Source organism: Streptomyces sp. NPDC057474 (genome assembly GCF_042802555.1).
GTDB lineage: Bacteria > Actinomycetota > Actinomycetes > Streptomycetales > Streptomycetaceae > Streptomyces.
Genome location: NZ_JBHVDX010000007.1, coordinates 16,128 through 40,054, shown reverse-complemented (window position 1 = coordinate 40,054; position 23,927 = coordinate 16,128). Strand labels below are relative to the sequence as shown.

Sequence of the window (23,927 nt, the reverse complement as noted above, 5' to 3'; positions counted from 1 at the left end):
ACGACGGGTACGGCCTGATGCGCCGGAAAGCGGAAGTACAGGAGGGCGAACCATGGCGCCGGAGGTTTTGAGGGTGACATCGAAGGCATCGGCGCCGACGGACCCTTCGCCGGCGGACTCCGGGGTGGAAGCCACCGGCCCGCTGGAGCGCGGACTGGCCGTACTGCGGATCATGGCCGACGCCCCCGAGTCCACACGCCCCGGTGACCTCGCCCGCGCGACCGGCCTGGCACGTTCGGCCGTCGACCGGATCGCCGCGACCCTGACCCACCTCGGATACCTGCGCGTCGAGGGGCGCGAACTCGTCCTCGCCCCACGTCTGATGGAGTTCGGCAACGCCTACCTGGACGCGAGCGGCCTGGCCCGCGCGCTGCGGCCGAGCCTGGAGCGGTTGACCCGCACCCTCGACGAGTCGGTCTCGGCGATCGTCCTGGACGGCCCCGACGCACGCATCGTCGGCACGGCGGTCCCGCCCGGCCCCCAGATCGCCCGAATCTACCACGGCGTCGCCCACCTGCCCGCGGAGCGCTGCGCGGCCGGCGCCGTGCTCGCGACCGGATGGCAGCCCGACACCTACGACGCCTGGCGGGCCCGCCGTGCCGCCGACCCCCTCGACACGGGCTTCCCGGCAGTTCCCACGCGCGATGCCACTCCCGACCCCGAGCGGACAGAGGTTGACTTCGCCGCCTGGACCGCGGCCGTCCACGCGAACGGCTGGGCACTCGATGATCAGTTGGTCGCGCCGGGCCTGGTCGCGGTGTCGGTCCCCGTACGCGACCCCGACGGCCGGCCCGTGTGCGCGATCAGCGTGCTCGCGCACACCAGCCGCCACAGCGGCGACGAACTGCGCGAGCACGCATTGACCGCGCTGACGGAGGCGGCCCAGAACGTTGCGGACGAGCTGTACGGCACCTCAACGGCAGCCCTTCCACGGGCCGCCGCACCTGCCTACACCGACGCCAAGCCCGAACTGGGCCCGTCCTTCCTGCAGGCGCTGGCCAGGGGTCTCGCCGTACTGACCGCGCTCGGCCGGCAGAGCGGTGGGCTCACCCTCGCTGAGGCCGCTGAGGCCGCCGGGCTCTCGTATCCCAGTACCCGCCGCAATCTGCTGACGCTGCGCCAACTCGGATACGCGGAACAGTGTGGCCGCCGCTTTCTGCCGACCCCGCGCGTCCTGGAACTCGGATACCCGCGGCTGTCCACCCTCACCCTCGCCGACATCGCCCAGCCCCATCTCGCCGAACTGGCCGGACAGGTGGGGGAATCGGCCTCGCTCGCGGTCCTTGACGGCGCCCACGTCCGCTACGTGGCCAGGGCATCCACCGAACAGATCACCAGCGCCCGGCTCACCCCCGGCACCCGGCTGCCCGCGTACGCCACCTCCATGGGCCGGGTCCTGCTCGCGGACCTGCCCGAGGCGGACTGGCTGGATCGGTTGGGTGCTCTGCGACCCCAGGCCCTGACTCCGTACACCCTGACTTCGCCCGACGCGCTCGCCGCCGCCCTGGACCGGGCCGCCGGTGAGGGATATGCCATGGTCGAACAGGAGCTGGAGGCAGGACTGCGCTCGCTGGCCGTACCCGTGCGCGACCTAAGCGGGCATGCCGTTGGAGCCGTGAACGTCGCCCTGCACGCCGGGCCGCAGCCCCCCGAGCACACCAAGAGCATCCTGCTCCCCGCACTGCGCGCCTGTGCCGCCCGCATCGAATCCGACCTGGCCGTCGCGTTCGCCAACGCTCCCGTACAGACGGGCTGATCGGCCAGACGGGCTGATCGGCGCGGTCAACTTCCAGCTTTTTGCCAGTAGTTGACGAACGTCCCTACGGGGTCGTCACTGGCTCGCCCCCATGGGTCGGCAGTGACGACCCCCTTGATGGCCCGAAAGGCTTCCGCGGCGTCCTTCGGCCGCCGTGCCTCGACGAGCGCGTATGCGAGGAAGTTCAGGTCGGCGAGTGCGGCTGCATGGGACAGATAGCCGGAGAGTGGCCAGTGTACGGATGCTGAGTCCAGCAATTGGGCTGCGTCCATGCGTTCCCACAGGTGGGCAGCCGTCAGTGCGTTCAGCCCGCCCTGATCCAGGGTGGCGTGATAGTGGTCGACGAACGCGGAGAGAGCCAGTCCGGCGGTCGGCGTCCGTTCGGGTGCCAAGGCCCTTACCTCATCGAGAAAATCCATCACTTGGCCTCGGGAACCGCACTCGTCGGGCGACAGATATCCGAGCATCTGGAGATGCGCTTCACGGTGCCAGGGGTCACGCCGCGTGATTTCCGCCCACAGTGGGAAAACTTCGTTCGGGGGTCTTCTCGCAATCCGCAGCAATCCGAGACGTACGACCCAGGGATTGGGATCAAAAGGCCGTGCTGCGGAAGCGTGCATACATGCCTGGATAGCTCCTTCGGCTTCAGCCGCATTGAGCTGCTGATGCTCTCGCGCGCGCAGCATGACGCCCCAGGCGAAGAGCGTCAGCGCGTCTGGATTGCGCGGTTGCCACGTCACCCAGGAGTGTTGCACGCTCGGCGGTGCCACGTCTGCCAGCACTGCCAAGCGGTGTGCACGGCGGTCCCAGTCGGTTCCGGTTCCGTCCAGCAGTTGCTCCATTACGGCTGCTCCGAGCGCATGTGAGGAGGAGGCGCCGGTGGACGTAAGACGTTTGCGAACTCTGCCGAGTTCGACGTCATCAAGTTCAGGTGTGAGTCGGGGAACAGCCGCTCCGCGGCGGCCGAAAAGAGCCATGACCGGAGCGTAGTGACGCGCTCACACCAGAACCGAATTTCCGGTGAACAGATATAGAGTTGAAACCTCTTCCGGATTTCGAAATATCTCTTGCGGGAGAGGTTGCCTTTACCTTCGAATTCCGTCGCCGACTCCGCGGCCACCGCGCGGACGGTCTATTGCCGATCAACACGCGGTGGCAGCGTCGCCATTCGGGAAGAGACCTACCGTTCGGGGCGCGGCTCCGTGTCCACCGGGACACGCAGGTCGTCGACGTGGGCGTCGTAGACACGGAACATGCCCTCACCCGTCTTGAGATCGACGAGCGCCTCCCTGGGCGGTTTGGGCATGAGTGCCCCGGCCTCCGAAAGCGTCTCGTAACCGACCGGCCGCTCCTCCGCCCAGAACGGCCGGCCGCCCGGCGGCCGGAACTTCGGCATGACCTCCCGGGCGAACAACTCCATGCTCTTGCGGACCATCCACTCCGGCGCGGACCCACCGTCGGCCATGACGATGACCTGGCCCACCCCGACCTCGTTCACGAGCCGCTCCAACTGGGCGGTGACCGTTTCCGGAGAGCCCACGATCGCGACGGCGTCCCGGGTCAGCTCGTCGAAGGTCATGTCCTCGGGCTTGAAGTGGAACCCGCTGTCGAGCAGACCCCGCATCGAGGGGATCGTCACGGATCCGGGCGGGAACGAGTCCTCGAATGCCCCCCGAAGCACACTCTGGTAGAACCAGAGGATGTGGGCCTCGAACTCCTTACGGGCCTGCTGGTCCGACTCCGCCACGTAGACGTGTACGCAGGCGGCGATCTGACGCGGCGGCGGGTCGTACCCGAACTCGTCCTGGGCGATGCTTCGCAGGGCATCGACGTACCGCTTCATCCCCTTGATCCCGCTGAGATAAGACACGTACGTGTAGCGACCGCGAGCGGCCAGGACCTGGGATTCGCGGGAGCCGGACGCCGGCATCCAGATCTCCGGGGGCTGACGCAGCGGGCGTGGCCAGAGGTTGACGTAGGGAAGGTTGAAGAACTCGCCGCGATGCTCGAACGGGCCCGGCTCGGTGAGGGCGCGCGTGATGAGTTCGACTGCCTCCTGGTGGCGGCGCCGAACGGTCGTGGGATTGGTGCCCATCTGGTGGTACACATTGCCGGTGCCCATGGGGATGGCGACGAAGGCCCGCCCTCCCGACATCACGTCGAGCATGGCGATCTCTTCGGCGATCTTGAGTGGGTTGAGGTAAGTGCTCGTCGTCGGGCCGAGAGCACCGACGTGCAGCCGCGTCGTCTTGGCCAGCAGCCAGCCTGCGAGCACGGTCGAGCTCGGGTAGATGGCCGGCACACGCTGTTCCATGACCACGGTGGAGTCGAAGCCCAGGAGCTCGGCCGACACGAGGTTGGATATGTACCGGCGCATCTCGTCCTGAGCGAGGAGCGGGAGGCTGAACTCGCCGCTCGGGAGATCGACGTAGTTGGTTTCGCGTACGCCCTCGTGCATGTGCGGGAGGTATCCGTCGTTGCCGCACATGAATAGGTGGAATCGAAGGCGGCGTTCGTCGTCCTGTCCGCTCATGTGTCCTCCAGTCCGAGAAGTTGTGTGCGCATGCGCCACATCTGGTTCCTGCCGTTTCCAGCAGGTTGGAGTTGTTTCCTCGTTCGCCGCGTGGGCATGGCCCTGGGGCCTTGGACTGCGGGATCGGGGGCCCTGCGATCGCCCGTCGCTCTGGGATTCGGAGGCGACGAACCGGGCGGATCGAGTGCGGCCTGCGACAGCGGCTCGCGACGGCTGTCGCAGGGCTGGAGAACTCGGCCAGGCTGTGATGGCTGCTCAGGCCGACTTCTCGTGGTCAACTCTCAAGAAGCATTGGTTCGAATATAGAACGCTACCGTTCGATCGTAGCCTATCGTCGGCTTTCGCAGGAAGGGCTGGACGAAGGGATGCTGTTCGGGGATCCGATCGCCGACCCTCCGGGCTGTTGGCCATTTGCATGGATGGGTCAGTGCTCGGTGAACGTCGCCGGGCGCGGGTACGTGCAGATCAGCCAGACCGAGGCGTCGCCGTCGATCGCGTGCCACAGGTGGGCGCGGTCGGCCGGGAAGGTGGCGTAGTCGCCCTCGCCCAGTACGACCTCCTCGCCGAGGGGCCCCGCTTGGACCCTTCCGGACCGCACCAGCACGTGTTCGCGTGCGCCTGCGCCGTGGCTGGGTGTGACCTCTCGCTTGTCGTTGAGGAAGACCAGGGAGTGGATCTCGAAGTTACCCGCGCCGATGACCTGGTTGCGCAGCACGAGTCCTCTCGACACCTCATCGACGAACTCGGGTTTCTCGCCGGCGCGGATCACTTCGACCGCCGGGCCCTCCGGCGTGGCGACCAGCTCGGTGAGACTGACATCCAGGGCGTTGGCGATTGTCGCAAGTGTGTCGAGGGTGGGGTTCGTCTGGCCCTGTTCGATCTTGAACAGGGTGGCCTTGGCGACGCCGGCACGTTCGCTCAGCTGTGACAGGGACAGGCCCTTGATCTCCCGCAGTCGGCGGACGTTGGCGGCCAGCGCGGCAAGGTGATTGGTCATGGCCTCATTCGATCATTCGGGCGGTCAAGGGGAGGTGGCACCGTTCCTTATCCACCCTCGGATACTACTGTACAAGTACGTCGTCCTCGCGTACGATACCGACATCGGGCAGCATGGACCGATTATCGGGATGACTCTGCATGGCTGTGTCTGAGATGTCGTGCAGGGGCAGTCGCCCCACAGCGTGAACCGCTGCGGCGTTCGCCTTTCTCCCCAAGACCGTTTGCGAGGAATCACCGATGCTCGTGGCTGTGACAAGGTCGGCCGGCTCTCCGGACCTGCGCGTCGAGGACGCCGACAACCTGCGGCAGTTCCATGTGGTCGCCGAAGACTTCGACGCCGACACGATCGGTGAGGCGATCAGCGGCGCTGCGGCCGGCGAATACGCCGACGGATACGCGTGGATCCGTCGTCAGTTCATCGAGGAAGCAGTGGTGGTCCGCTCGGCGGACTGGTCGAAACGGTTCGAAGAGATGATCCGGTTCGCCAAGGGCAAGGGTTGGACCTCTGCCGACGGTCAGTTGATTCGAGCCCACGTCGAATGGCGTTGAGGCGCAACGAACCCCAGCCCGCGCCTGCGACGCGGTATTGCACTGAGGACGAGGAGAATCCGATGCACATCACGAGCCAGCCCAAGTTGCCCCCGACTCAGCTGTTCATCGACGGTGCGTGGGAGCCGGCCACCACGGGTGCCGCGATACCCGTGATCAACCCGGCGACGGGGGAGCGGATCGTCGACATCGCCGCGGGCGGCGCCGACGACATAGACCGCGCTGTGCGTGCCGCCCGGGCACAGTTCGACGGGGGCCCGTGGTCCCGCCTCCCCGGCAGCGAACGGGGCCGACTCCTGGCCCGTGCCGCCGAACTGATCGAGGCCGACGCCGAGAACCTGGCCGCGCTCGAGTCGCTCGACATGGGCAAGGCCTACATGGAGGCGCTGAACGCGGACATCCCGATGGCGGTGGCGACATTCCGGCACTTCGCCGGCTGGGCCGACAAGGTCACCGGAACCCAGGTGCCCGTACCCGACTACTTCGGCCGACCGAGGCTGTCGTACACCAAACGCGAGCCGATCGGCGTCGTCGGTGCGATCACACCGTGGAACGCGCCCACAATGATCGCGGCGTGGAAGCTCGCCCCCGCTCTCGCCGTGGGCTGCACGGTGGTGCTCAAGCCGGCCGAGGAGGCCAGCCTGTCGACCCTTCGCCTGGTCGAACTGCTCACCGAGGCGGGGATTCCGAAAGGTGTCGTCAATGTCGTGACCGGCCGTGGCACCGAGGCGGGAGCTTCCCTGGTGCGCCACCGGGGAGTGGACAAGGTCTCCTTCACCGGCAGCCCGGAGGTCGGCAGCCAGATCGCCGTCGCAGCGGGGGAGAGTTTCCGGCGTACCACCCTCGAACTCGGCGGCAAATCACCGCAGTTGGTGTTCCCCGATGCCGATCTGGCCAAGGTGCTCCCCACCGCCGCGCTCTCCGTCTTCGCCAACCAGGGCCAGGTCTGTGCGGCCGGAAGCCGGATCCTCGCCCACCGCAGCATCCTCGACGAGGTGGTGGACGGGCTGTGCGCGCAGGCGCAGGCGGCCCGCATCGGAGATCCGCTGGATCCCGAGACCACGATGGGCCCTCTGGTGAGCGAGGCACAGCTCGACCGGGTCCTCGGCTATGTGGAGAGCGGGCGGGCTCAGGGAGCCCGGTTGGCGACCGGCGGTCAACGCCTCGGCAGCCGTGGCTACTTCCTCGAACCGGCCGTGTTCGTCGGCAGCAACGACCTGAAGATCGCTCAAGAGGAGATCTTCGGACCGGTGGCGACCGTCATCGGCTTCGACGACGAGGCGGAGGCCGTACGGCTGGCCAACGACAGCGCGTACGGGCTGACCGCGGTGGTGTGGACCGAGCAGCTCTCCCGAGCCCACCGGGTCGCCGACCAACTGCGCGTCGGCGCGGTGTGGGTGAACGCCTGGGGCGCGCCCGACCCGGGTCTGCCGTGGGGTGGACGCGGACTCAGCGGTATCGGGCGTGAGCTGGGCGCCGCGGGTATCGCCGCGCACACCGAGGAGAAGGTCGTCTCGGTCGTCCTCTGAACGACCCACTGACGCAACGGACATGTGGTGAGGTCCCGCCGAGGACGTAGCAGGTGACCCGGCCGCACATGCGACGGACAGGAGCCATGGAATGAACAGGATCTCCACCGAAGAGGAGGTCGAGGTGCCGACCGGTCCCGGCCGCGGCGCCGCCCCCGTGCCGGAGCCGGCACTCGTGGCGGAGCCTGCGACGCATCCGCTGGACCCGCTGACTGCGGACGAACTTGTCGCCGCCCGCGCAGTGTTGGCCGGAGACGGCAGGATCGCGGAGGCCACCAGGTTTCCGCTCGTGCAGCTCGTCGAGCCGGCCAAGGAAGAGGTCCTGGCGTTCACGCCGGGCGACAGGATCGACCGACGGGTTGGTTTCACTCTTCTTGACACCTCCACAGGAGCTGCTGCCGAGGCGATCGTCTCGCTCCTCGATCAGCGCGTGGTCTCGTACACCGACCTGTCAGCGAGCGGTGCGCAACCGCCGTTGTACCTGGGCGAGTACGACCTGGTGGCGGACATCGTCAAGGCAGACGAACGGTGGCGCGACGCCATGCGAGGCCGCGGCGTGTCCGAGCAGCTCATCGACGGAGCCCTCATCGCGCCGTTGTCGGCAGGCTCGTACGACCTGCCTGGTGAGGCGGGCCGCAGACTGTCGCGAGCCCTCGCGTTCCTGCGCCACGGCCCACAGGACAGCCCGTGGGCCCACCCGGTCGACGGCCTCGCTGCCTACGTGGACCTCATCAGCCGCGAGGTGGTCGAGATCGTCGACACGGGCACCGTCCCCATCCCCGAAACCCACGGCAATTTCGACGAGGAGCACGTCGGTCCGCCGCGGACGAGTCTCAGGCCGCTGGAGATCACGCAGCCCGAGGGCCCCAGCTTCACGGTCGACGGCCAGGTCGTCAGCTGGGAGGGGTGGCGGTTCCGCGTCTCCTTCGACCCGCGTGAGGGACTGGTGCTGCATCAGGTCGAGTTGCGCGACGCCGACGAGTACCGGCCGGTAATGTACCGCGCCTCTATCGCCGAGATGGTCGTGCCCTACTCCGACCCCAGTCCCACCCGGTTCTGGCAGAACTACTTCGACGTCGGAGAGTACAGCTTCGGCCGGCTGGTCAACTCCCTGGAGCTGGGCTGTGACTGCCTCGGCGAGATCCACTACTTCGACGCGGTGATGGCCGACGACGACGGCCTTCCGATCACGGTCACGAACGCGGTCTGCATGCACGAGGAGGACTACGGCGTCCTGTGGAAGCACAGGGACGACGCGGTGGGCCTCGCCGAGACGAGGCGTTCCCGTCGCCTCGTCATCTCGTTCTTCGTCACCGTGGGCAACTACGACTACGGCTTCTACTGGTACCTCTACCTCGACGGGACGATCGCCCTGGAGGGGAAGGCGACCGGCATCGTGTTCACATCGGCGATGCGCGAGGACAACGTCGCGCACGCCACCGAGATCGCACCGGGGCTCGGGGCACCGTTCCACCAGCATCTCTTCTGCGCCCGGCTGGACATGACGGTCGACGGCACCGACAACACGGTCGAGGAGGTCGAGTTCGCACGGGTGCCCAAGGGGCCCGGCAATCCGTACGGCAACGCGTTCACGGTGGCCACGACCCCGATCGAGCGGGAGAGCACCTCCGGACGCCTCGCCGACGCGAACCGCGCACGCGCATGGCGCATTACCAGTGCCTCACGCCGCAACGCCGTGGGCAGGCCGACAGCGTTCAAACTGATCCCGACACCGTCGCCGACCCTCCTGGCCGACGACGACGCCTCGATCAGCAAGCGCGCCGCCTTCGCCACCAAGCACCTCTGGGTGACTCGCTACGACCCGGCCGAGCGCTATCCGGCAGGGGACCACCCGAACCAGCACGCCGGCGGAGCCGGCATCCCCGCCTTCGTGGCACAGGACCGTGAGCTGGTCGGCACCGACGTCGTCCTCTGGCACACCTTCGGTGTCTCGCACGCACCGCGGCTCGAGGACTGGCCGGTCATGCCGGTCGACTATGTCGGCTTCACGCTCAAGCCCGAAGGCTTCTTCGACCGCAATCCCGCGCTGGACCTGCCCAGGTCGACCAGCGCGCACTGCCGCGACTCGCGAACCCGCGGTCATGGCTGTCACTGACAACTCGCACGACGACTGACAACTCACACGACGGTGCGCGACACGAAGTGTCCGCGGCCCGTTCGGCATCCTCCCGGAGGGGGAACCCGATGAACTCGACGAATTCTATGTCGACAAGTAACTTCACTGACCTGACGACCACCTTTCGAGACGCGATGGCCACGGTCTGTGCGCCAGTGTCCGTGGTGACCGCGATGGACGGCGAGCGGCCCCACGGTACGACGGTCAGCGCCTTCGCCTCGCTGTCGATGACGCCTCCCATGGTCCTCGTCTCGCTCGACAACGGCTCTGATCTGCTGCGCCTGGTGAGGACCACCGGCAGGTTCGGGTTGAACGTTCTCGGCACCGCGCAAGCGGCACACGCGCTTGCCTTCGCCCGCAAGGGGGAGGACAAGTTCAACGGCATCGCGTGGTCGCAGCGGCACGGAGTCCCCCGAATCGACGACGTGCTGTGCTGGGTCTCGTGCGAGCTGGCGGAACTGGTGCCCGCCGGCGACCATTTCGTGGCCCTGGGCAATGTCGTCGCTGCCGAGGTGAGCGGTGGGGAGCCGTTGACCTACTACCTGCGCACGTTCGGCACCCACGCCGAGATACAGGTCTGACGAGTGGTGCCGTGTCACCTGCCTGAGAGCGTGGGCATCAGGCCCCTCCTCGGCGCCGCCGCAGGGGAGTTGAGGTGATCGACGTGCGTCCGCCGGACACTCGCGCTTTGGTGGAAGAGACGAGGAGCGCGGAGGCAGCATGGCCGGCACCAGGGCGCCGATGCCTTGTGATGGGGATCCTCAACGTCACGCCGGATTCCTTCTCTGACGGCGGACTCCACCTGGAGATCGACCATGCCATCAAGTACGGCCTCGCCCTGGCCGCGGACGGGGCCGACATCGTCGATGTCGGTGGCGAGTCCACAAGACCGAACGCGGACAGGACATCCGAGGCCGACGAGCGCGCGAGGGTCCTGCCCGTCATAGCGGCGCTGTCCACCGCCGGTGTGAAGGTCAGCATCGACACCATGCGTTCCGGCGTGGCCGCGGCCGCGATCGAAGCGGGCGCCGAAATCGTCAACGACGTCAGCGGCGGACTCGCGGATCCCGAAATGGCTCACGTCGTCGCCGACGCGGATGTTCAGTACGTGGCGATGCACTGGCGGGCACACAGCCGGGAGATGCAGGAGAAGGCCGACTACCGGGATGTCGTTGGCGATGTCGTGGCCGATCTGCAACGCAGGCTCGACGCGCTGACGGGCGCGGGTATCTCCCCGGAGCGGATCGCCCTGGACCCAGGTCTCGGCTTCGCGAAGACCGCAGGGCACAACTGGAAGCTGCTGAGGAGGCTCGACGCGCTCATCGCCCTGGGCCAACCGGTTCTCGTCGGAGCCTCAAGAAAGTCGTTCCTCGGTGCCTTGCTCACAGACGGGAACGTTCCTCGACCTCCGATGCTCCGGGACGACGCGACGGCTGCGGTGTCAGCTCTGGCAGCCGCCGCGGGAGCCTCCTGCGTACGTGTGCACAACGTCCGCTCCTCGCTCGACGCGGTTCGAGTCACCGCCGCTTGGTGCAGCGAGGTTTGACCGCCGCCCCATCTGCCGCTGTCACTCACTCGGTGCCGTGCCCGTGGGCATGCCGTCGTGCAGGTGGGATGACTAGTTCTGTTGCGGTCGCGCGAAACAAAGCATGATCCGGGGATCGGTAGACGATCGTCCGAGGACGCGGTATCTGCGAGTCGAACGCACGATCGCTGGCTACTCCGTGCCGGCCGGTCGCACACGTGCTGAGCCCTGCCGGGGGAGGCGTGCGCTCGGCCAGTACGCCATGTGGGCCTGAGACAGGGGTTTGGCCACCGCGATCGCGGCCCTTCGCGAGGACAGGCTTGAATCCGGTGGCCATCGAAGCCCCGGAGTGGCCGAGAGCTCGGCGAGTTGCTCTCAAGTAGAAGTGACTTCCAGTGAGCTCACCTTGTTCTTTATCTACCAGGACCTGCCAGGCTTGCCGATCACCTTGAGAGTCTCGGGACGTTCGACGGTTTTGCCGACGTCGTAGCGGGGGGTGCCCGGTGTTTGTTCTTGGCACCGGGTGGCCGTCCGGGGCCGGTGCCTCTGGGTTGGGGACCCGGGTCGGGCAGGCGAGGTGAGCGCGGATGTTCCTGAACCCCGGCGGACGCGGGCCGGGGTGAGCCGGTCGGAGGTGGCTCGGTGTCCCCGACGGGCAGGCGGCGTTGGTCGGTGAGGTAGCCGTCGGGGGTGCGATCCGGGTGAGTGTGCTGCCACAGAAGCCGGTCGTCGAGGGGGACGAAGATGGGTGCTCCGGTGAGGTGGCGAGGGCGGGAGCGGCGTTGATGTGATCGTTGTGGCCGTGCGTGCACACGATCGCGGTGAGTTTTGGATCTCCGAGCGCTTTGGCGATGGCGTCTGCGTTGTGGGTGGCGTCGATCACCAGTGCTTCGCGGTCGTCACCGATGATCCGGACGTTGTTGTCGACTTCCCAGGTGCCGCCGTCCAGGGAGAACGTGCCGCGGGTGCCTACCCGTTCAAGCCGAAGCCGGTCACAGCAGCACCACTGAACGCAGTACATCGCCGCTGTGCATCCGCTCGAACGCCTTCTCCACCTCGTCCAGTGCGATGGTCTCCGTGACGAAAGCGTCGAGGCCCAGGCGTCCTTGGAGGTAGAGGCTGATGAGGAGGGGGAAGTCGCGTGAGGGTAGGCAGTCGCCGTACCAGCTGGACTTGAGTGCTCCACCGCGGCCGAACACGTCGAGCAGCGACAGTTCCAGTGTCATTTCCGGAGTCGGCACCCCGACCAGGACAACGGTCCCGGCCAAGTCGCGGGCGTAGAAAGCCTGCCGGTAGGTCTCCGGTCGACCGACCGCGTCGATGACAACGTCCGCGCCGTGTCCGCCGGTCAACTCGCGGATGGCCTCGACAGGGTCCGTGGCACGGGAGTTGACGGCGTGGGTGGCGCCCAGTTTCCGTGCGGTCGCCAGTTTGCGGTCGTCGATGTCCACCGCGATGATTTTCGCGGCGCCGGCGAGGTGCGCGCCGGTCACGGCAGCGCTGCCGACCCCGCCGCAGCCGATGACGGCGACCGAGTCGCCGCGTGTCACACCGCCGGTGTTGATCGCGGCACCGAGGCCGGCCATGACGCCGCAGCCGAGCAGTCCGGCCGCGGCCGGCGAGGCCGCCGGGTCGACTTTGGTGCACTGGCCGGCCGCGACGAGGGTCTTCTCCGAGAAGGCGCCGATACCCAGCGCGGGGGAGAGCTCGGTACCGTCGGCGAGGGTCATCTTCTGCTTCGCGTTGTGGGTGTCGAAGCAGTACTGGGGGTGTCCGCGTCGGCAGGCACGGCACTGGCCGCACACGGCACGCCAGTTGAGGATCACGAAGTCGCCGGGCGACACCTGCGTGACGCCCGGGCCGACCGACTCGACCACTCCGGCGGCCTCGTGTCCGAGGAGGAAGGGGTAGTCGTCGCTGATACCGCCCTGCCGGTAGTGCAGGTCGGTGTGGCACACCCCGCAGGCCTGTACCCGTACTACGGCTTCCCCGGGTCCGGGGTCCGGCACCACGATCCTCTCGACGCTTACAGGCTGTCCCTTGGACCGGGCAACCACGGCTTTCACCTGCTGGGACATACGAAAAATCCTCTCGTTAAACGAACAACGGGGCGGGGAAGGATGGGTGACGCCGGGTGCAGGCGCGCGGGAAGGGAGCCCAGGTGCGCACTACGCTGTTGAGATGGCGTCGAGGCGTGCCTGACACCGAGGGACTGGTGACTAGGAGGACAAGACCCGTGTAACGGGGAGGTTGGTACGCCGGTTCTGTAACCGGGGCAAGATTCCCCTGGGCAACGTGACCATCACCGTGGGCCGGCCGCCGCACAGTCAGTTGGGACGTACCACTACCTTGCCGGTCAGCTCGCCGTCGAGCATCGCCCGGAAGCCGGAATGGATCTCGGCCAGCGGCAGGACTCGGTCGATGCGCGGGCGGATCCCGGCACTGTCGACGAAGCGGAGCAGGCGGATGAACTCCGCCCGGGTGCCTCCAGTGGAGCCGAGGACGCGCTGCTGGAAGTAGAAGACCCGGTTGAGGTCAGCGGGCGGGTTGGGGCCGCTGGTGGCTCCGGCCACCACGATCGTGCCGCCCGGACGGAGCGACTTCTGAGAGTGTTCCCAGGTGGCCTCTCCTACGGTCTCGACCACTGCGTCGACCCGCTCCGGGAGCCGCGCGCCAGTCGGCAGCGCCACGTGGGCCCCCAGTTCCAGAGCCGCCGCGCGTTTGTACTCGGAGCGGCTGGTCGCGTATACCGTGGCTCCGGCGCCACGCGCCAAGGCGATCGCAGCCGTGGAGACCCCGCCGCCCGCGCCCTGGACCAGCACCCGGTCGCCGGGCCGGATCCGGGCCTGGGTGAACAGCATGCGGTATGCGGTCAGCCAGGTTACCGGCAGGCAGGCGGCCTCCTCGAAGGTGAGTGAGGCGGGCTTGGGGAGCAGATTGCTGCGCGGTAAGCGCACCGACTCGGCGAACGATCCGTCGTGCCGCTCGGACATCAGCACCCGGCCCGGGTCGAGCGTCTCGTCGCCGCCGCCCGCCGCCGGGTCACCGAAGACGGCGTGGACAACGACTTCGTTGCCGTCCTCGTCGATGCCTGCCGCGTCGCAGCCCAGCACGATGGGCAGCCGGTCGGCAGGGTGGCCGACCCCGCGAAGCGTCCAAAGATCGTGGTAGTTCAGCGAGGCAGCCATGACCCGTACGACTGCCCACTCCTGTGACGATGTCGGCCTGGGTACATCGCGCAGCTTCAGCCCACTCAGCGGATCGTCGGGGTCCTGATGCACAGCCACAGCTGCCAGCATGCCGTGTCTCCTTCTCCTGGGTGCGGGACGGCCGTGACGAACTTTACCTTCCGGATGGTAAAGCATGGGCATGGTGTGGCCAGAGAGGTGGCGGATTCTGCACTCCACCTGCTCCGTGTTCAGGGTTCTGCGGGTTGATCTGTCAATCCCCTTGAACAGGGCTTGGTTCGCCTCCGGCAGCCGGGGGGCGGCGACTTGGCCGGTGCGGCTGACGGTAGGTCGAGGTTCAGACGCGTCAGCCCGGCCTCGTTCGCACGCTCCGGCGCGGTGCCCAGGTCCAATGCATCAGTCGCCAGATCGTTCAGCCCCTCGTGGAGGTAGCGGTAGGCGGTGGAGACCGACAGGCTGTTGTCGCAGGCGAGTTGGGAGAGACGGGCCTGCGGCTCCGGCCGCGATGCGGCGATCCCGCAGCAGTTGGACCAGGTGCTCGGGGATGGAACGCTGTGCGTCAAGCACGCTGGTGCCTGTGACGCTGATCGACACGCGAGGCCCCTCGGCCGCACTTTCCTCCGCGAGAGTGCTGGTTCCGGGGGCCGCACATCTGCCGGACTTGGGGACCAAGGCTCACTGTTGAGCGGGTACCGACGTGCCCGCGGCAGCGCCGGTCACGTCGATTTCCTTGTTGCGTGGAAGGTCGAGGTAAGGGAACCGCTCGACTGTCGCGCGGATCGGCTTGATGCGTCCGCCGAAGTCGCCCCAGTGGACGACCACCTCGTTGCCGATCGTGGCCTGATCGATGTCGATCGTGGTCTGCGAGATCATCTCCCGGTAGAAGTAGCTGTACACCGCGGCCGAAGAGATTCCCACCGCCGTGCCGTCCTTCGTGACGAGGTCCGCGTGGCCGCCTGCGGGGGACTGCGGCGCGCAGGGGAACTCGATGTACTTGTACTCTTCGCCCTTGCGGAAGTGCGAGGCGAAGGTGTCGAGCACGTCCTCGGGATTCCAGCGCAGGATCACAGTCTTGCGCTTCCGCGCCGCCTTCTCGGCCTCCACCGCGGCGCGGCCGACGAAGTCGTGGTCGAACTTCGCCATCCATGACCAGTTCACCTCGCTGGGGGTGCGAAATCGAGCCCGGATATCCGAGGGGTCGATGCTCCCCGACAACCGGTTCGTCAGGCTCAGTGCGAAAGGACTCGCCAGGAACGCCTCGTCGGCCAAGACGGACGGGAGGAAGTGGAACGACATCTGGGGGAACCCGCCCTCGGTGTGGTTCACCGCATAAGTACGCCACCCGAGCCGCGTGATGCCGAACTCCTGCCCGATCCGGTAGATGGCGTCATAGACTGCCGGTCCGTCTTCGTAGGCACCACGGACCTCGTAGGCAAGGCTTCCGGTCATGCCGATACGCGACAGCTCAACGACGAGCTCTGTTTCTGCACCGGCTAGCTTCACCTTCTGGATACCGAGGAACGGCAGGTCGCGGACACTCGCACCGAGTGCCTTCTCGATGACGTCAATAGACCTGGGCCCGGCGATCTGCAGAATGAAGGTGTCGCGCCATGACACGTTGACCTCAAGGCCGGCCGTGCCGTGCTGGCTCGCGTAGTAGGCCGGCCAGGGCAGAGCGGCGAGCATTCTGAACGAGTCCTCAGCGTCGCGGACGGCCAGACCGTGACTCACGATCAGACCGCTCTCTCCGGTCATCACGAGGTGCTTCGAGGTGCTGAGCGGCCAGTTGTAGACATCGTTGATCACGAGCCTGGAGAGGAACGCCTGCGCGCCGCGTCCGCTGTAGGTGAACTCCATCGGCCCGCTCAGGTTGGTGGCCATGTAGCAGCCGGTCTTCCATGACATCGACTCTTCTTTCCACCCGTCTCCTTCCCAGACATTGAGGTAGCCGAGGTCGTTGACGTAGGTGCGCACGTCCGGGTAGCCGGGCACAGCTCCGATCGGGGGCGGTACAGAGTTGTCCGTCATCGTCGATTGCCTTTCCTCAGTTCGTCAGTGTTGCTGTGGCTCGCCATCCTGATCGGCGGATGCCTCCGCTTCGTCGAGATGGCCGGAAGGGGAAAGGCATTCGACCGTGACCGTCAACCGGTGCCACCGCGCCGGCGGCGCGGTCACAGGGCGGAGTCGGCCTTCACCCGCGTCGCGTCGCGCAACTCTGTGGCCGAGGTGCCGTGAGCGCGGCGGAACGCCCGCGCGAAATGCGAGGGCGACGTAAATCCGACCATCTGGGCGATCTGCGCGATCGCGAGGCCGTGTTGATGTGGGTCGGTGAGGAGGTCCCGTGCGGCGCACAACCGTTCCTCGGCAATGACACGTCCCACTGTCGTACGGCGATCGGCGAACACTCGCGCCAAGTGCCGTTCGCTGAGCCCGACGGCGGCGGCAACGTCGGACACCGCGAGTATCGGGTCGGCCAGGTTCTGGCGGATGTGCTCCCGTGCAGCGGACCAATACGCGAACGCCCGCCCGCCGCCGACGATGAGATCGAGCAGGTCGCTCACGGCCCCGGAGAACGGCATCCCCTGGGCGGAGCCGTCCGCCGGGGACGTGCGCGATATGCGCAGCAATCGGTCCGTCTGCACCGCGATCGCCCTTTGGTCGGGGCCGTGGATCACGCGCGGTTCGGACAAACCGTTGATGCCGCTGCGCTCCGCGAAGGCCTGCCGGGGAACATTGATCACCACCTCGGCGAAACCGTTCGAGCGGCCGTAGGCACACAGCGACCCTGGGTCGTACACAAGGGCGTCGCCTGCGTTCAGCACCTCGATCCGGTCGGAGTGGTACACGAAGGCGCTGCCCCGGACCAGGACTCCGACGGTGACCATGCGCCACGGAGCGGACTCGATCAGCTCCGGTGTGCGTTCCATCAGGTTCGCGTCACCGGACACCTCTGCCACCTCGAATCGAGGGAACCGGGTCCGGCGCACGCTGATCCGCACGTCCTCGGAACCCAGGGGCCCACAGCGGAACATGGGCATATGGCGTCGGCAGTGGTCCTGCCACAGGCGTGCTCGATGCTCGGGGGGCGCCGTGAGCGTGGTAAAGGTTGTCCGTGCTGTCGCAGCCATCGCCTCGCCTGTCTCTGCTATGCGAAATCAGGCGTCGGCGCGGAGCGCGAACTGGGAGTCGGCGGTGAAGTCGCGCACCCACTCAGCAGTGGCCCGAAGTCCGCCGAACGCGTAGAAATGCAGTTTGACGATTCCGTGCACGGCGGGATCGAGGCGGTCGGCGAGAGCGCCGATGAACCGGTCGGGGCCGGCGGTAGAGAGCAGATTCGTCAGGGAGAAGCCGTATTTCCTGGCGATGCCGGCGCTGGAGCCGACCCCGAAGCGGCGCGCATAGGACAGCAGCCGTTTCACCCCGGCAGGGCCTGGTACACCGACGCGGATCGGCAGATCGAGCCCGCGGGCGCGGACATCCTCGATCCAACTGATCGCGGCGTCGACGTCGAACCCGAACTGGGTGATCACGTCGCCCGTCTTGCCCAGATCAGCAAGCGCCGAGGCCTTTGCGGTCAAAGCCTGCCACAGCACGTCCTGAGGAATGTCGGGATGCCCTTCTGGGTATCCGGTGATACCGATGGTCCGCGCGCCGAAGCCGGTGAGAGGTGCGCTGGTTATCAGATCGAGCGCCTCTGCATAAGGGCCTTCCGGCTCGCGCGGGTCACCACCGACGACGAAGACGTGTTCGCCCGCTCCGACCGCCTCCAGGCTCCGCAAGAAGACCTCCAGTTCCGCTTCTGAACTGAGGCGGCGGGCGGAGAGGTGAGGGACAGGTACGAAACGATGTTCCTTGATCGCTTGGACCGCTGCCAACCGAGCTTCTGGGCTCTCGCTGCCGAGGAAAGTCACGTTCACACGTGTGCCCAAAGGGAGGTAGGGCCGCGCTGTGTGGAGAGCGTCGATGTCCTTGGCGGTCATCTCGACGGAAAAGTCCTTGAGGATGCCGGTGATGGAGTCAGTCATGATGGATCTCGGTTCGTCTCGCCGGTCGCGCCGATCTCGGCTGCGGTGATGGTGTTGCGCAGGAGGGTGGCGATCGTCATCGGTCCGACTCCGCCGGGCACTGGGGTGATCCGGCCTGCGACGTGCGCGACCTCTTCGAAGCGGACGTCTCCGCGCAGACCGCTTTCTGTGCGGTGAATGCCGACATCAATGACCACCGCGCCCGGTTTGACATGGGCGGCAGTGATCAGACCGGGTACGCCTGCAGCGGCGACGAGGATGTCGGCACCGGCGGTGGCCGATTTCAGGTCGCGGGTCCGGGAGTGAGCAATCGTCACCGTCGCGCCGCGAAGCAGGAGCAGTTCAGCGACCGGGTGCCCGACCAGTTCGGAGCGGCCCACTACGACCGCGTCCGCCCCTTCGATCTGGACCTCGGCCGAATCCAGCAGTTCGATGACGCCGGCGGGGGTGCATGGACGAAGGCCAGGCACTCCGCGCGCCAGGCGCCCCTGATTGAGCGTGGTCAGACCGTCGACGTCCTTGGCGGCGGGTATCCGCTCGATGAGCGCCGACCGGTCCAGCCCTACAGGCAAGGGCAACTGCAGGAGGATCCCGGCGACCTGTTGATCCGCGGCGAACTCATCGAGCAGGGCCGCCACGGCCTCCTCGCCGACCTCGGCAGGCAGGTGTCGGTGAAAATCGACGAACCCCGCCTCGGCTGCCGCTCGGCGCTTGTTGCGGACGTACACCTCGCTGGCCGGATCGCCGCCGACCAGCACGGTGGCCAGCCCCGGCGCGTACCCGTGGGCGGCGACGAACCTGGTCACCCGGTCCCTCGTCTGTGCCCTGCTGGCCTTCGCGAGATGCTTGCCGTCGATGATCGTCGCGATCATGAGGCGAACACGATCGTCGAGTTGCCATTGCGCAGGACGCGGTCCTCCGCATGCCACGCCACCGCTCTGGACAACACCAGACGCTCCACATCGGCACCCCGCCGGACGACATCGCGTGTGGTGTCGGCATGACTGACCCGTACCACCTGCTGCTCGATGATCGGCCCTTCGTCGAGGTCCTCGGTGACGTAATGCGCTGTCGCGCCGACCAGCTTGACGCCGCGCTCCTTCGCCTTTCGATAGGGTCCGGCACCGATGAAGGCCGGCAGGAACGAATGGTGGATGTTGATCACCGGGACCCCAACCTGGTGGAGGAACTCAGGCGAGAGGATCTGCATGTACCGCGCCAGGACGACGAAGTCGACGTTCCCGTCCAACAGCTTCAGGATCTCTGTCTCGGCCTCGGACTTGTCGACACCTTGCGACGGCACGTGGAAGAAGGGGACGCCGAACGATCGGACGTCTTCCGCTGTTTTTGTGTGATTGGAGATGACCATCGGCAGGGTGACAGGCAGTTCGCCGCTACGGTGGCGCCACAGCAGGTCCAGCAGACAGTGATCGCTGGTCGAGGCGAGAACCGCCATTCGTTTCGGCACCGATTGATCGGTAAGAGTCCAGGTGAGTCCGAAATCCTTGAGGGTGTCCGCCAGATCGGCCTCGATACGAGGAAGGGCGGCGCTGAGATCCTCGCGGTGAAACACCACTCGCTGGAAGAAGGTGCTGCCGGCCGAGTTGTCGGAGTACTGATCGAGGCTGAGAATGTTTCCGTTATTTCGAGCGATCAGTGTGGAGATCGCCGCAACGATTCCTGGCTTGTCCGGACCTTGGACGATCAGGCATGCCTGATCGAGGAGAGTTTCGTTGTGCACAGGCATGATGTGTCCTTCTCACTGGGAATCCGAGACCCATGGCGTCAACTGGCGGGCGGTTTCGTGGAGATCGTCGCCCTGATACGCGTCTGCTGGTGTGTGGCCACGAAGGGGTTGCTGATTCCTCCGTCCGGGTCACCCCAAACGATCTCCACCTCTGCCCCGTCCACGGCATCTTCCACGTCGACACGCGCAATCGAGGCCCACCCGCCCACGTTCACGGTGTAGCCGTGCATCGTGGCCAGCCCCACGAGCCGCTCACCGGCCAGCACCTGGTCGTAGGTGACCATGGTGGTCGGGATGTCCAGCGTCTTCGCCCGGTTGCCGCCGTCCACGAAGGAGCTGCCTATCACCCGGGCCGCGTCGTCTCTGTCCCAGTTCAGCCAGACCTTCCGGCGTTTCGGGCTCTTCGCCGCTTCCTCAAGCGCCTCGCGTCCGATGAAGTCGTGGTCGAACTTCACCATGTGTCCGTACCCGATGTCCCACGGGGTCGCGTAGTAGTCCTCGATGTTCTCCGAGCGGAAGCTACCTGTGATGGGAGTCCAGTTCTCTGTCGTGAAAGCGCTGAGCCACTGCCGGTAGGGCTTCATGCTGTCGCTGTAGATCGCGGGGATCGGCAGGGGGGTCCAGCCCGATTCGATTGTGGTGGACAGATAGGCGACGGCGCCGCCACGGACCAGGCCGAATTCTTCGCCGGCCTCGAGGATTGCCGCCAAGAACTCCGGCCCCTCCGCCGCCGGCCCGAAGAGCTCCAGCCCGGTGGCGTCGTCGCCAGGAACGCCGCCCATCGTGTGGTTGAGCGCACGGACCTTCAGGCCGCCGATGGTGAACTCACCCATGGTGAAGAATTTGATGTGACCAAGTTTTCCACCGTGCGCCTTCTCGAGGATCTTCCAGGCGTTCGGCCCCTCAAGCTCGTAGCGGTAGAAGCGCTTGGGAACCGGGCCGTCGCCACTGCGGTCGTCGAAGCGGAACGAGACGTCGTACCCCCGGATCTCCGCCTGGTAGCGGAGCCAGTTGGGGGCGATATCCGTCCCTGTGAGCACCACTTCGCCGTCGGAGAGTCCGAAGAGGACTCCGTCGGCGATGACGTAACCGTCCTCGTTCACGGCCAGATACTGTTTTGCCTTGTTGGCCCCGAACGTCGCGAAACTGTTGACCGCTGTCTCGCTGAGCAGCCGAACTGTGTCAGGTCCGGTGATGTAGAGGTCAGCCATGTGATACGACTGGTCGAAGAGGACCGCCGTCGTCTTCCAGGCCCTCTGCTCGTCCTGCCAGTTCGTGTGCACCGGCGGGTAAGGGAAGACGCGTAGGGGTGGAAAGGGCGCGCTCAGCATCCGAGTCGCGGACCCGGCCTGCTCGAGTCTTTCCTGGAGCGTGTTCAACTGCATGCTGTTCTCCAATGGAAGAGTGTTTCGCGAAGGTGTGCCTGGTCCCGCGCGTATTCCTCGAAGCCGTCCTGGCCGGAGGATGCACCTCACCTCCGCCCGCCGGTGGTACGCGGTCGCGACACCCGCGGGCGGAGGTGCGAAGACTCCAAGTCGGTCTAGGCGCTGCGGAAAGAGCCGTATGAGCCGCGGAAGAACACGAGAGGTTCGTCGGCTTCCGAGGGGGCTTCGATGCCGACGACCCGCGCGACGACGATGGTGTGATCGCCCGCGTCGCGTTCGTCCTCGATTCGGCACTCGATCCAGGCCATCGCCTCTGCGAGTGCCGGTCCGGTGGGGCGGTGCTCGTATGCGACGCCTGCGAAGCGGTCGGCTTCCCGGGCGGCGAACTGGCTGGTGAGTTCCTGATGGTGCCCGGCCATCACGTTGATACAGAACGAGCCGGTCTCGCGGATCTTCGGCCACGTGGATGATGTCTTGGCGGGGCAGAACAGAACCAGCGGAGGGTCGAGGGACACCGAGGTGACCGAGTTGGCCGCCATGCCGGTCGGGCCCCCGTCGCTGTGGGCGGTGATCACGGTGACACCGGTGGGCAGGTTGCCGAACACACGGCGGAAGTGCGTCGGATCGATATCAAGGACGTCGGGCATCGTCAGGTCCTCTCTCGCGTTCATTCGGCTTGTTCGGGCGACGCGGCGCGGGGCCGATGGCTCGCAGGCGGCATCTTTGCCGCCGTACGCGGTCCTGCGGTGGCGTCGATGAGGTCACGCACCCGTGCGATCGGGACGACTTTCGTGCCCCGGTCGTCGGGGAATGGGCTGTGTGCCAGGCGGGCAACACGGGATCGCCGTGCAGTTCGGCTTGGTCGTAGGCGCATGGTCGGGCCTAGGAGAGCGGTGCGGATTGGCTGCCGCGAATCCGACCCCTTCCGGGGTGGACAGCTCGGTCGTCGCGACTTGACCGGCCAGTTGGCCTGGAGCCACGGTCTTGGCGGTGGCTCCAGGCATCGGTTGGGAGAAGATCACGGGCCCGACCGTGTGCCGCGATACGCCGGGGTCAGGTGCAGGCGGGGGCGCGAGCACGCGCAGTGCGCCACCGAGTACCGGTGACTTGGCCAACACCTTGTCGCGGTTCTGCGGGTACCCCTCGGCCGGCCGAGGAGTGATCATTTCCCCCGCGTCCGGGCCATGGTTCACCGGCGTCGACCGGGTGCCGTCCACCCGCACCTGCCGCAGTGCCCGGGACGGACCCGGCGGCCCCGGCCGGCACATGGCCCCGACAGACGTTTTTGAACGTCGGTCGCGAGAAGGCGCAGTCTCCGGATACGGGCTCCCGCAGCCCGTTAAGATCGGCCTTCGCCGTCAGGATCGGGACCGGCACGTCGGCGGCGGCAGCGAGGCCACGTCAGGTGGGACGAGGAAAATGCCGCACGATGTGCCCATTGCTCATAGAGGCGTCGGTCCCATGAAGGGTGGGCAACGCCGGTGAGTGTGAAGCCGTCCCCGACGAGGATGGCCGCGATGCGGCTCCCGTGGCGGCCGATGACGGCGTCGTGCGGAGCCATCAGCCCAGTCTCAGTGATGCGACGCGGTTTTCGTGCAGCACTGCTTGTGCGAGATCGGGCTCGAAGTGCGCGCGGATGAACTCCTGGTGCTCCTCGTGGGTATGCCAGGGGTAGTCGTCTCCGTAGAGGATGCGATCGGCGCCGTACGTGTGAACGGCCAGCGGGAGGGCCGCCGGTGTGTTCGTCATCGAGTCGACGTAGAAGCGCGTCCTGAGGTACTCCTCCACGGAGTGCTCGAGTTCGACGGGGAAATGGTGGGTGTAGCGGGAGACACGGCCCACGACGTAGGGCAGCACGCCGCCCAGGTGGTGATGCACGATCTCGAGGTTGGGGCAACGGTCCAGCAGCCCGGTGAGAATCAGTGTCAGCGCGGCCGAGCTGGTCTCCCACATCCACCCGGCGGTGGAGTCCAGGATGGGGATGAATCCGCGATCGTGCAGCATCGAGTTGCTGGCCGGGTGGAGGAAGATCGGCAGGCCGAGCTCGTCGATCCTCTCGTAGATGGGCCATGTCTCCGGCTCTGCCAGCGGCTTTCCGGCCACGTTCGACAGCATCAGCACCCCGCGCAGGTCAAGTGCTGCCGCCCGGTTCAGCTCCTCGATGGCCGCCGCGGTGTCCTGCATCGGCAGGACGGCGAGGCCGGCGACCCGGTCCGGATAGCGCCGCTGGGCGTCGGCGAGCTCCTCGTTGAGCAGAGTCGCGATGTCACGGGCTTCCGCGAGGTCGAACCCGGCGATCTCGGCCACCATGTTCGGGCTCATGACCGCCATGCCGATCCCCGCGGCATCGAGCGCGGCAACCTGCTCGTCGAGATCGATGAAGTGTGATGCGATCTCGTATCGCCAGGCGCCGGGACTGTCCCCCATCTCGTAGAGGTAGCGTCCGCCGTCGCGCTTCTCGGCCCGCGGATAGTGATCTGCCCGGCGCCCGCTGACAAGATCGAAGTAGGACTGTGGGTACCAGTGGGCCTGATGGTTGACGATCATGTGCGCG

The 23,927-nt window shown here is 66.8% G+C and carries 19 protein-coding genes and 3 pseudogenes; 6 read left to right on the top strand and 16 right to left on the bottom strand.

What is annotated here, in order from left to right; all coding sequences use genetic code 11:
* Positions 1-52 precede the first annotated feature (52 nt).
* Complete coding sequence (locus ACFU53_RS03230) at positions 53-1,756, top strand: IclR family transcriptional regulator C-terminal domain-containing protein (RefSeq protein WP_383985517.1); 1,704 nt, start codon at positions 53-55, stop codon at positions 1,754-1,756.
* Positions 1,757-1,782: 26 nt separating this feature from the next.
* Here the strand turns inward: ACFU53_RS03230 and ACFU53_RS03225 are convergent, their stop codons facing one another.
* From ACFU53_RS03225 to ACFU53_RS03215, 3 genes are all read right to left on the bottom strand, one after another.
* Complete coding sequence (locus tag ACFU53_RS03225; protein WP_383985515.1) at positions 1,783-2,733, bottom strand: hypothetical protein; 951 nt, start codon at positions 2,731-2,733, stop codon at positions 1,783-1,785.
* A gap of 203 nt (positions 2,734-2,936) precedes the next feature.
* A complete protein-coding gene (locus ACFU53_RS03220) occupies positions 2,937-4,289 on the bottom strand; it encodes an LLM class flavin-dependent oxidoreductase (RefSeq protein ID WP_383985513.1) in 1,353 nt (450 codons plus the stop codon).
* A 424-nt stretch (positions 4,290-4,713) separates the two neighbouring features.
* Positions 4,714-5,286 carry a helix-turn-helix domain-containing protein gene (locus tag ACFU53_RS03215; protein ID WP_383985512.1) on the bottom strand — a complete coding sequence of 191 codons (573 nt, stop codon included), beginning with the start codon at positions 5,284-5,286 and terminating at the stop codon, positions 4,714-4,716.
* 239 nt (positions 5,287-5,525) lie between these two features.
* Here ACFU53_RS03215 and ACFU53_RS03210 point away from each other — a divergent pair, with 239 nt between their 5' ends.
* The 5 genes from ACFU53_RS03210 to folP all read left to right on the top strand — a co-directional run bounded on the left by ACFU53_RS03210 (position 5,526) and on the right by folP (position 11,049).
* The gene (locus ACFU53_RS03210) at positions 5,526-5,837 is read left to right on the top strand and encodes a hypothetical protein (RefSeq protein WP_383985510.1); all 312 of its coding nucleotides are present in this window, start codon (positions 5,526-5,528) and stop codon (positions 5,835-5,837) included.
* Between the two features lie 62 nt (positions 5,838-5,899).
* A complete protein-coding gene (locus tag ACFU53_RS03205; RefSeq protein WP_383985508.1) occupies positions 5,900-7,366 on the top strand; it encodes an aldehyde dehydrogenase family protein in 1,467 nt (488 codons plus the stop codon).
* A 91-nt stretch (positions 7,367-7,457) separates the two neighbouring features.
* Positions 7,458-9,482 (top strand): primary-amine oxidase, encoded by a 2,025-nt coding sequence (locus ACFU53_RS03200; protein WP_383985506.1) that lies wholly within the window; start codon positions 7,458-7,460, stop codon positions 9,480-9,482.
* An 89-nt stretch (positions 9,483-9,571) separates the two neighbouring features.
* Entirely contained in the window at positions 9,572-10,084 is a 513-nt protein-coding gene (locus ACFU53_RS03195; RefSeq protein WP_383985504.1) for a flavin reductase family protein, read from the top strand.
* 170 nt (positions 10,085-10,254) lie between these two features.
* Positions 10,255-11,049, top strand: a complete 795-nt coding sequence (folP, locus tag ACFU53_RS03190) for a dihydropteroate synthase (protein WP_383985502.1) — start codon at positions 10,255-10,257, stop codon at positions 11,047-11,049.
* Positions 11,050-11,445: 396 nt separating this feature from the next.
* On the opposite strand, the pseudogene ACFU53_RS03185 reads toward folP, so the two are convergent.
* From ACFU53_RS03185 to ACFU53_RS03125, 13 genes and pseudogenes are all read right to left on the bottom strand, one after another.
* Positions 11,446-11,664 (bottom strand): annotated as a pseudogene (locus tag ACFU53_RS03185) (transposase); the annotation flags it as partial.
* A 32-nt stretch (positions 11,665-11,696) separates the two neighbouring features.
* Positions 11,697-12,049, bottom strand: a pseudogene (locus tag ACFU53_RS03180) (MBL fold metallo-hydrolase); the annotation flags it as partial.
* Positions 12,021-13,106: an S-(hydroxymethyl)mycothiol dehydrogenase gene (locus ACFU53_RS03175; RefSeq protein WP_383985500.1), complete on the bottom strand. Its 1,086-nt coding sequence runs from the start codon at positions 13,104-13,106 to the stop codon at positions 12,021-12,023. The gene ACFU53_RS03175 and the pseudogene ACFU53_RS03180, both read right to left, overlap by 29 nt.
* Positions 13,107-13,355: 249 nt before the next feature.
* Entirely contained in the window at positions 13,356-14,327 is a 972-nt protein-coding gene (locus ACFU53_RS03170) for a zinc-binding dehydrogenase (protein ID WP_383985620.1), read from the bottom strand.
* A 183-nt stretch (positions 14,328-14,510) separates the two neighbouring features.
* Positions 14,511-14,810 (bottom strand): annotated as a pseudogene (locus tag ACFU53_RS03165) (IS5/IS1182 family transposase); the annotation flags it as partial.
* Between the two features lie 81 nt (positions 14,811-14,891).
* Complete coding sequence (locus ACFU53_RS03160; protein WP_383985498.1) at positions 14,892-16,244, bottom strand: aminomethyl transferase family protein; 1,353 nt, start codon at positions 16,242-16,244, stop codon at positions 14,892-14,894.
* Positions 16,245-16,387: 143 nt separating this feature from the next.
* Positions 16,388-17,164 (bottom strand): helix-turn-helix domain-containing protein, encoded by a 777-nt coding sequence (locus ACFU53_RS03155; RefSeq protein WP_383985497.1) that lies wholly within the window; start codon positions 17,162-17,164, stop codon positions 16,388-16,390.
* Positions 17,165-17,371: 207 nt separating this feature from the next.
* The gene (locus tag ACFU53_RS03150) at positions 17,372-18,241 is read right to left on the bottom strand and encodes a methylenetetrahydrofolate reductase (protein ID WP_383985495.1); all 870 of its coding nucleotides are present in this window, start codon (positions 18,239-18,241) and stop codon (positions 17,372-17,374) included.
* Positions 18,238-19,113 carry a bifunctional methylenetetrahydrofolate dehydrogenase/methenyltetrahydrofolate cyclohydrolase FolD gene (gene folD, locus ACFU53_RS03145; RefSeq protein WP_383985493.1) on the bottom strand — a complete coding sequence of 292 codons (876 nt, stop codon included), beginning with the start codon at positions 19,111-19,113 and terminating at the stop codon, positions 18,238-18,240. The genes ACFU53_RS03150 and folD overlap by 4 nt, the downstream gene beginning before the upstream one ends.
* The gene (purU, locus tag ACFU53_RS03140; protein WP_383985491.1) at positions 19,110-19,988 is read right to left on the bottom strand and encodes a formyltetrahydrofolate deformylase; all 879 of its coding nucleotides are present in this window, start codon (positions 19,986-19,988) and stop codon (positions 19,110-19,112) included. The genes folD and purU overlap by 4 nt, the downstream gene beginning before the upstream one ends.
* A gap of 38 nt (positions 19,989-20,026) precedes the next feature.
* A complete protein-coding gene (locus ACFU53_RS03135) occupies positions 20,027-21,373 on the bottom strand; it encodes an aminomethyl transferase family protein (protein WP_383985489.1) in 1,347 nt (448 codons plus the stop codon).
* Between the two features lie 155 nt (positions 21,374-21,528).
* Positions 21,529-22,020, bottom strand: coding sequence for a flavin reductase family protein (locus ACFU53_RS03130; protein ID WP_383985487.1), 492 nt, complete (start codon positions 22,018-22,020; stop codon positions 21,529-21,531).
* 913 nt (positions 22,021-22,933) lie between these two features.
* Positions 22,934-23,920, bottom strand: coding sequence for an amidohydrolase family protein (locus tag ACFU53_RS03125; protein ID WP_383985485.1), 987 nt, complete (start codon positions 23,918-23,920; stop codon positions 22,934-22,936).
* Positions 23,921-23,927 lie beyond the last annotated feature (7 nt).

Bases quoted from the DNA above. Each gene is read 5' to 3' on its own strand.
- ACFU53_RS03230 (WP_383985517.1), top strand. From the start codon at position 53: ATGGCGCCGGAGGTTTTGAGGGTGACATCGAAGGCATCGGCGCCGACG.
- ACFU53_RS03170 (WP_383985620.1), bottom strand. From the start codon at position 14,327: ATGCTGGCAGCTGTGGCTGTGCATCAGGACCCCGACGATCCGCTGAGT.
- ACFU53_RS03210 (WP_383985510.1), top strand. From the start codon at position 5,526: ATGCTCGTGGCTGTGACAAGGTCGGCCGGCTCTCCGGACCTGCGCGTC.
- purU (WP_383985491.1), bottom strand. From the start codon at position 19,988: ATGCCTGTGCACAACGAAACTCTCCTCGATCAGGCATGCCTGATCGTC.
- ACFU53_RS03195 (WP_383985504.1), top strand. From the start codon at position 9,572: ATGAACTCGACGAATTCTATGTCGACAAGTAACTTCACTGACCTGACG.
- ACFU53_RS03150 (WP_383985495.1), bottom strand. From the start codon at position 18,241: ATGACTGACTCCATCACCGGCATCCTCAAGGACTTTTCCGTCGAGATG.
- ACFU53_RS03215 (WP_383985512.1), bottom strand. From the start codon at position 5,286: ATGACCAATCACCTTGCCGCGCTGGCCGCCAACGTCCGCCGACTGCGG.
- ACFU53_RS03220 (WP_383985513.1), bottom strand. From the start codon at position 4,289: ATGAGCGGACAGGACGACGAACGCCGCCTTCGATTCCACCTATTCATG.
- folP (WP_383985502.1), top strand. From the start codon at position 10,255: ATGGGGATCCTCAACGTCACGCCGGATTCCTTCTCTGACGGCGGACTC.
- ACFU53_RS03160 (WP_383985498.1), bottom strand. From the start codon at position 16,244: ATGACGGACAACTCTGTACCGCCCCCGATCGGAGCTGTGCCCGGCTAC.
- ACFU53_RS03205 (WP_383985508.1), top strand. From the start codon at position 5,900: ATGCACATCACGAGCCAGCCCAAGTTGCCCCCGACTCAGCTGTTCATC.
- folD (WP_383985493.1), bottom strand. From the start codon at position 19,113: ATGATCGCGACGATCATCGACGGCAAGCATCTCGCGAAGGCCAGCAGG.
- ACFU53_RS03200 (WP_383985506.1), top strand. From the start codon at position 7,458: ATGAACAGGATCTCCACCGAAGAGGAGGTCGAGGTGCCGACCGGTCCC.
- ACFU53_RS03135 (WP_383985489.1), bottom strand. From the start codon at position 21,373: ATGCAGTTGAACACGCTCCAGGAAAGACTCGAGCAGGCCGGGTCCGCG.
- ACFU53_RS03225 (WP_383985515.1), bottom strand. From the start codon at position 2,733: ATGGCTCTTTTCGGCCGCCGCGGAGCGGCTGTTCCCCGACTCACACCT.
- ACFU53_RS03175 (WP_383985500.1), bottom strand. From the start codon at position 13,106: ATGTCCCAGCAGGTGAAAGCCGTGGTTGCCCGGTCCAAGGGACAGCCT.
- ACFU53_RS03125 (WP_383985485.1), bottom strand. From the start codon at position 23,920: ATGATCGTCAACCATCAGGCCCACTGGTACCCACAGTCCTACTTCGAT.
- ACFU53_RS03130 (WP_383985487.1), bottom strand. From the start codon at position 22,020: ATGCCCGACGTCCTTGATATCGATCCGACGCACTTCCGCCGTGTGTTC.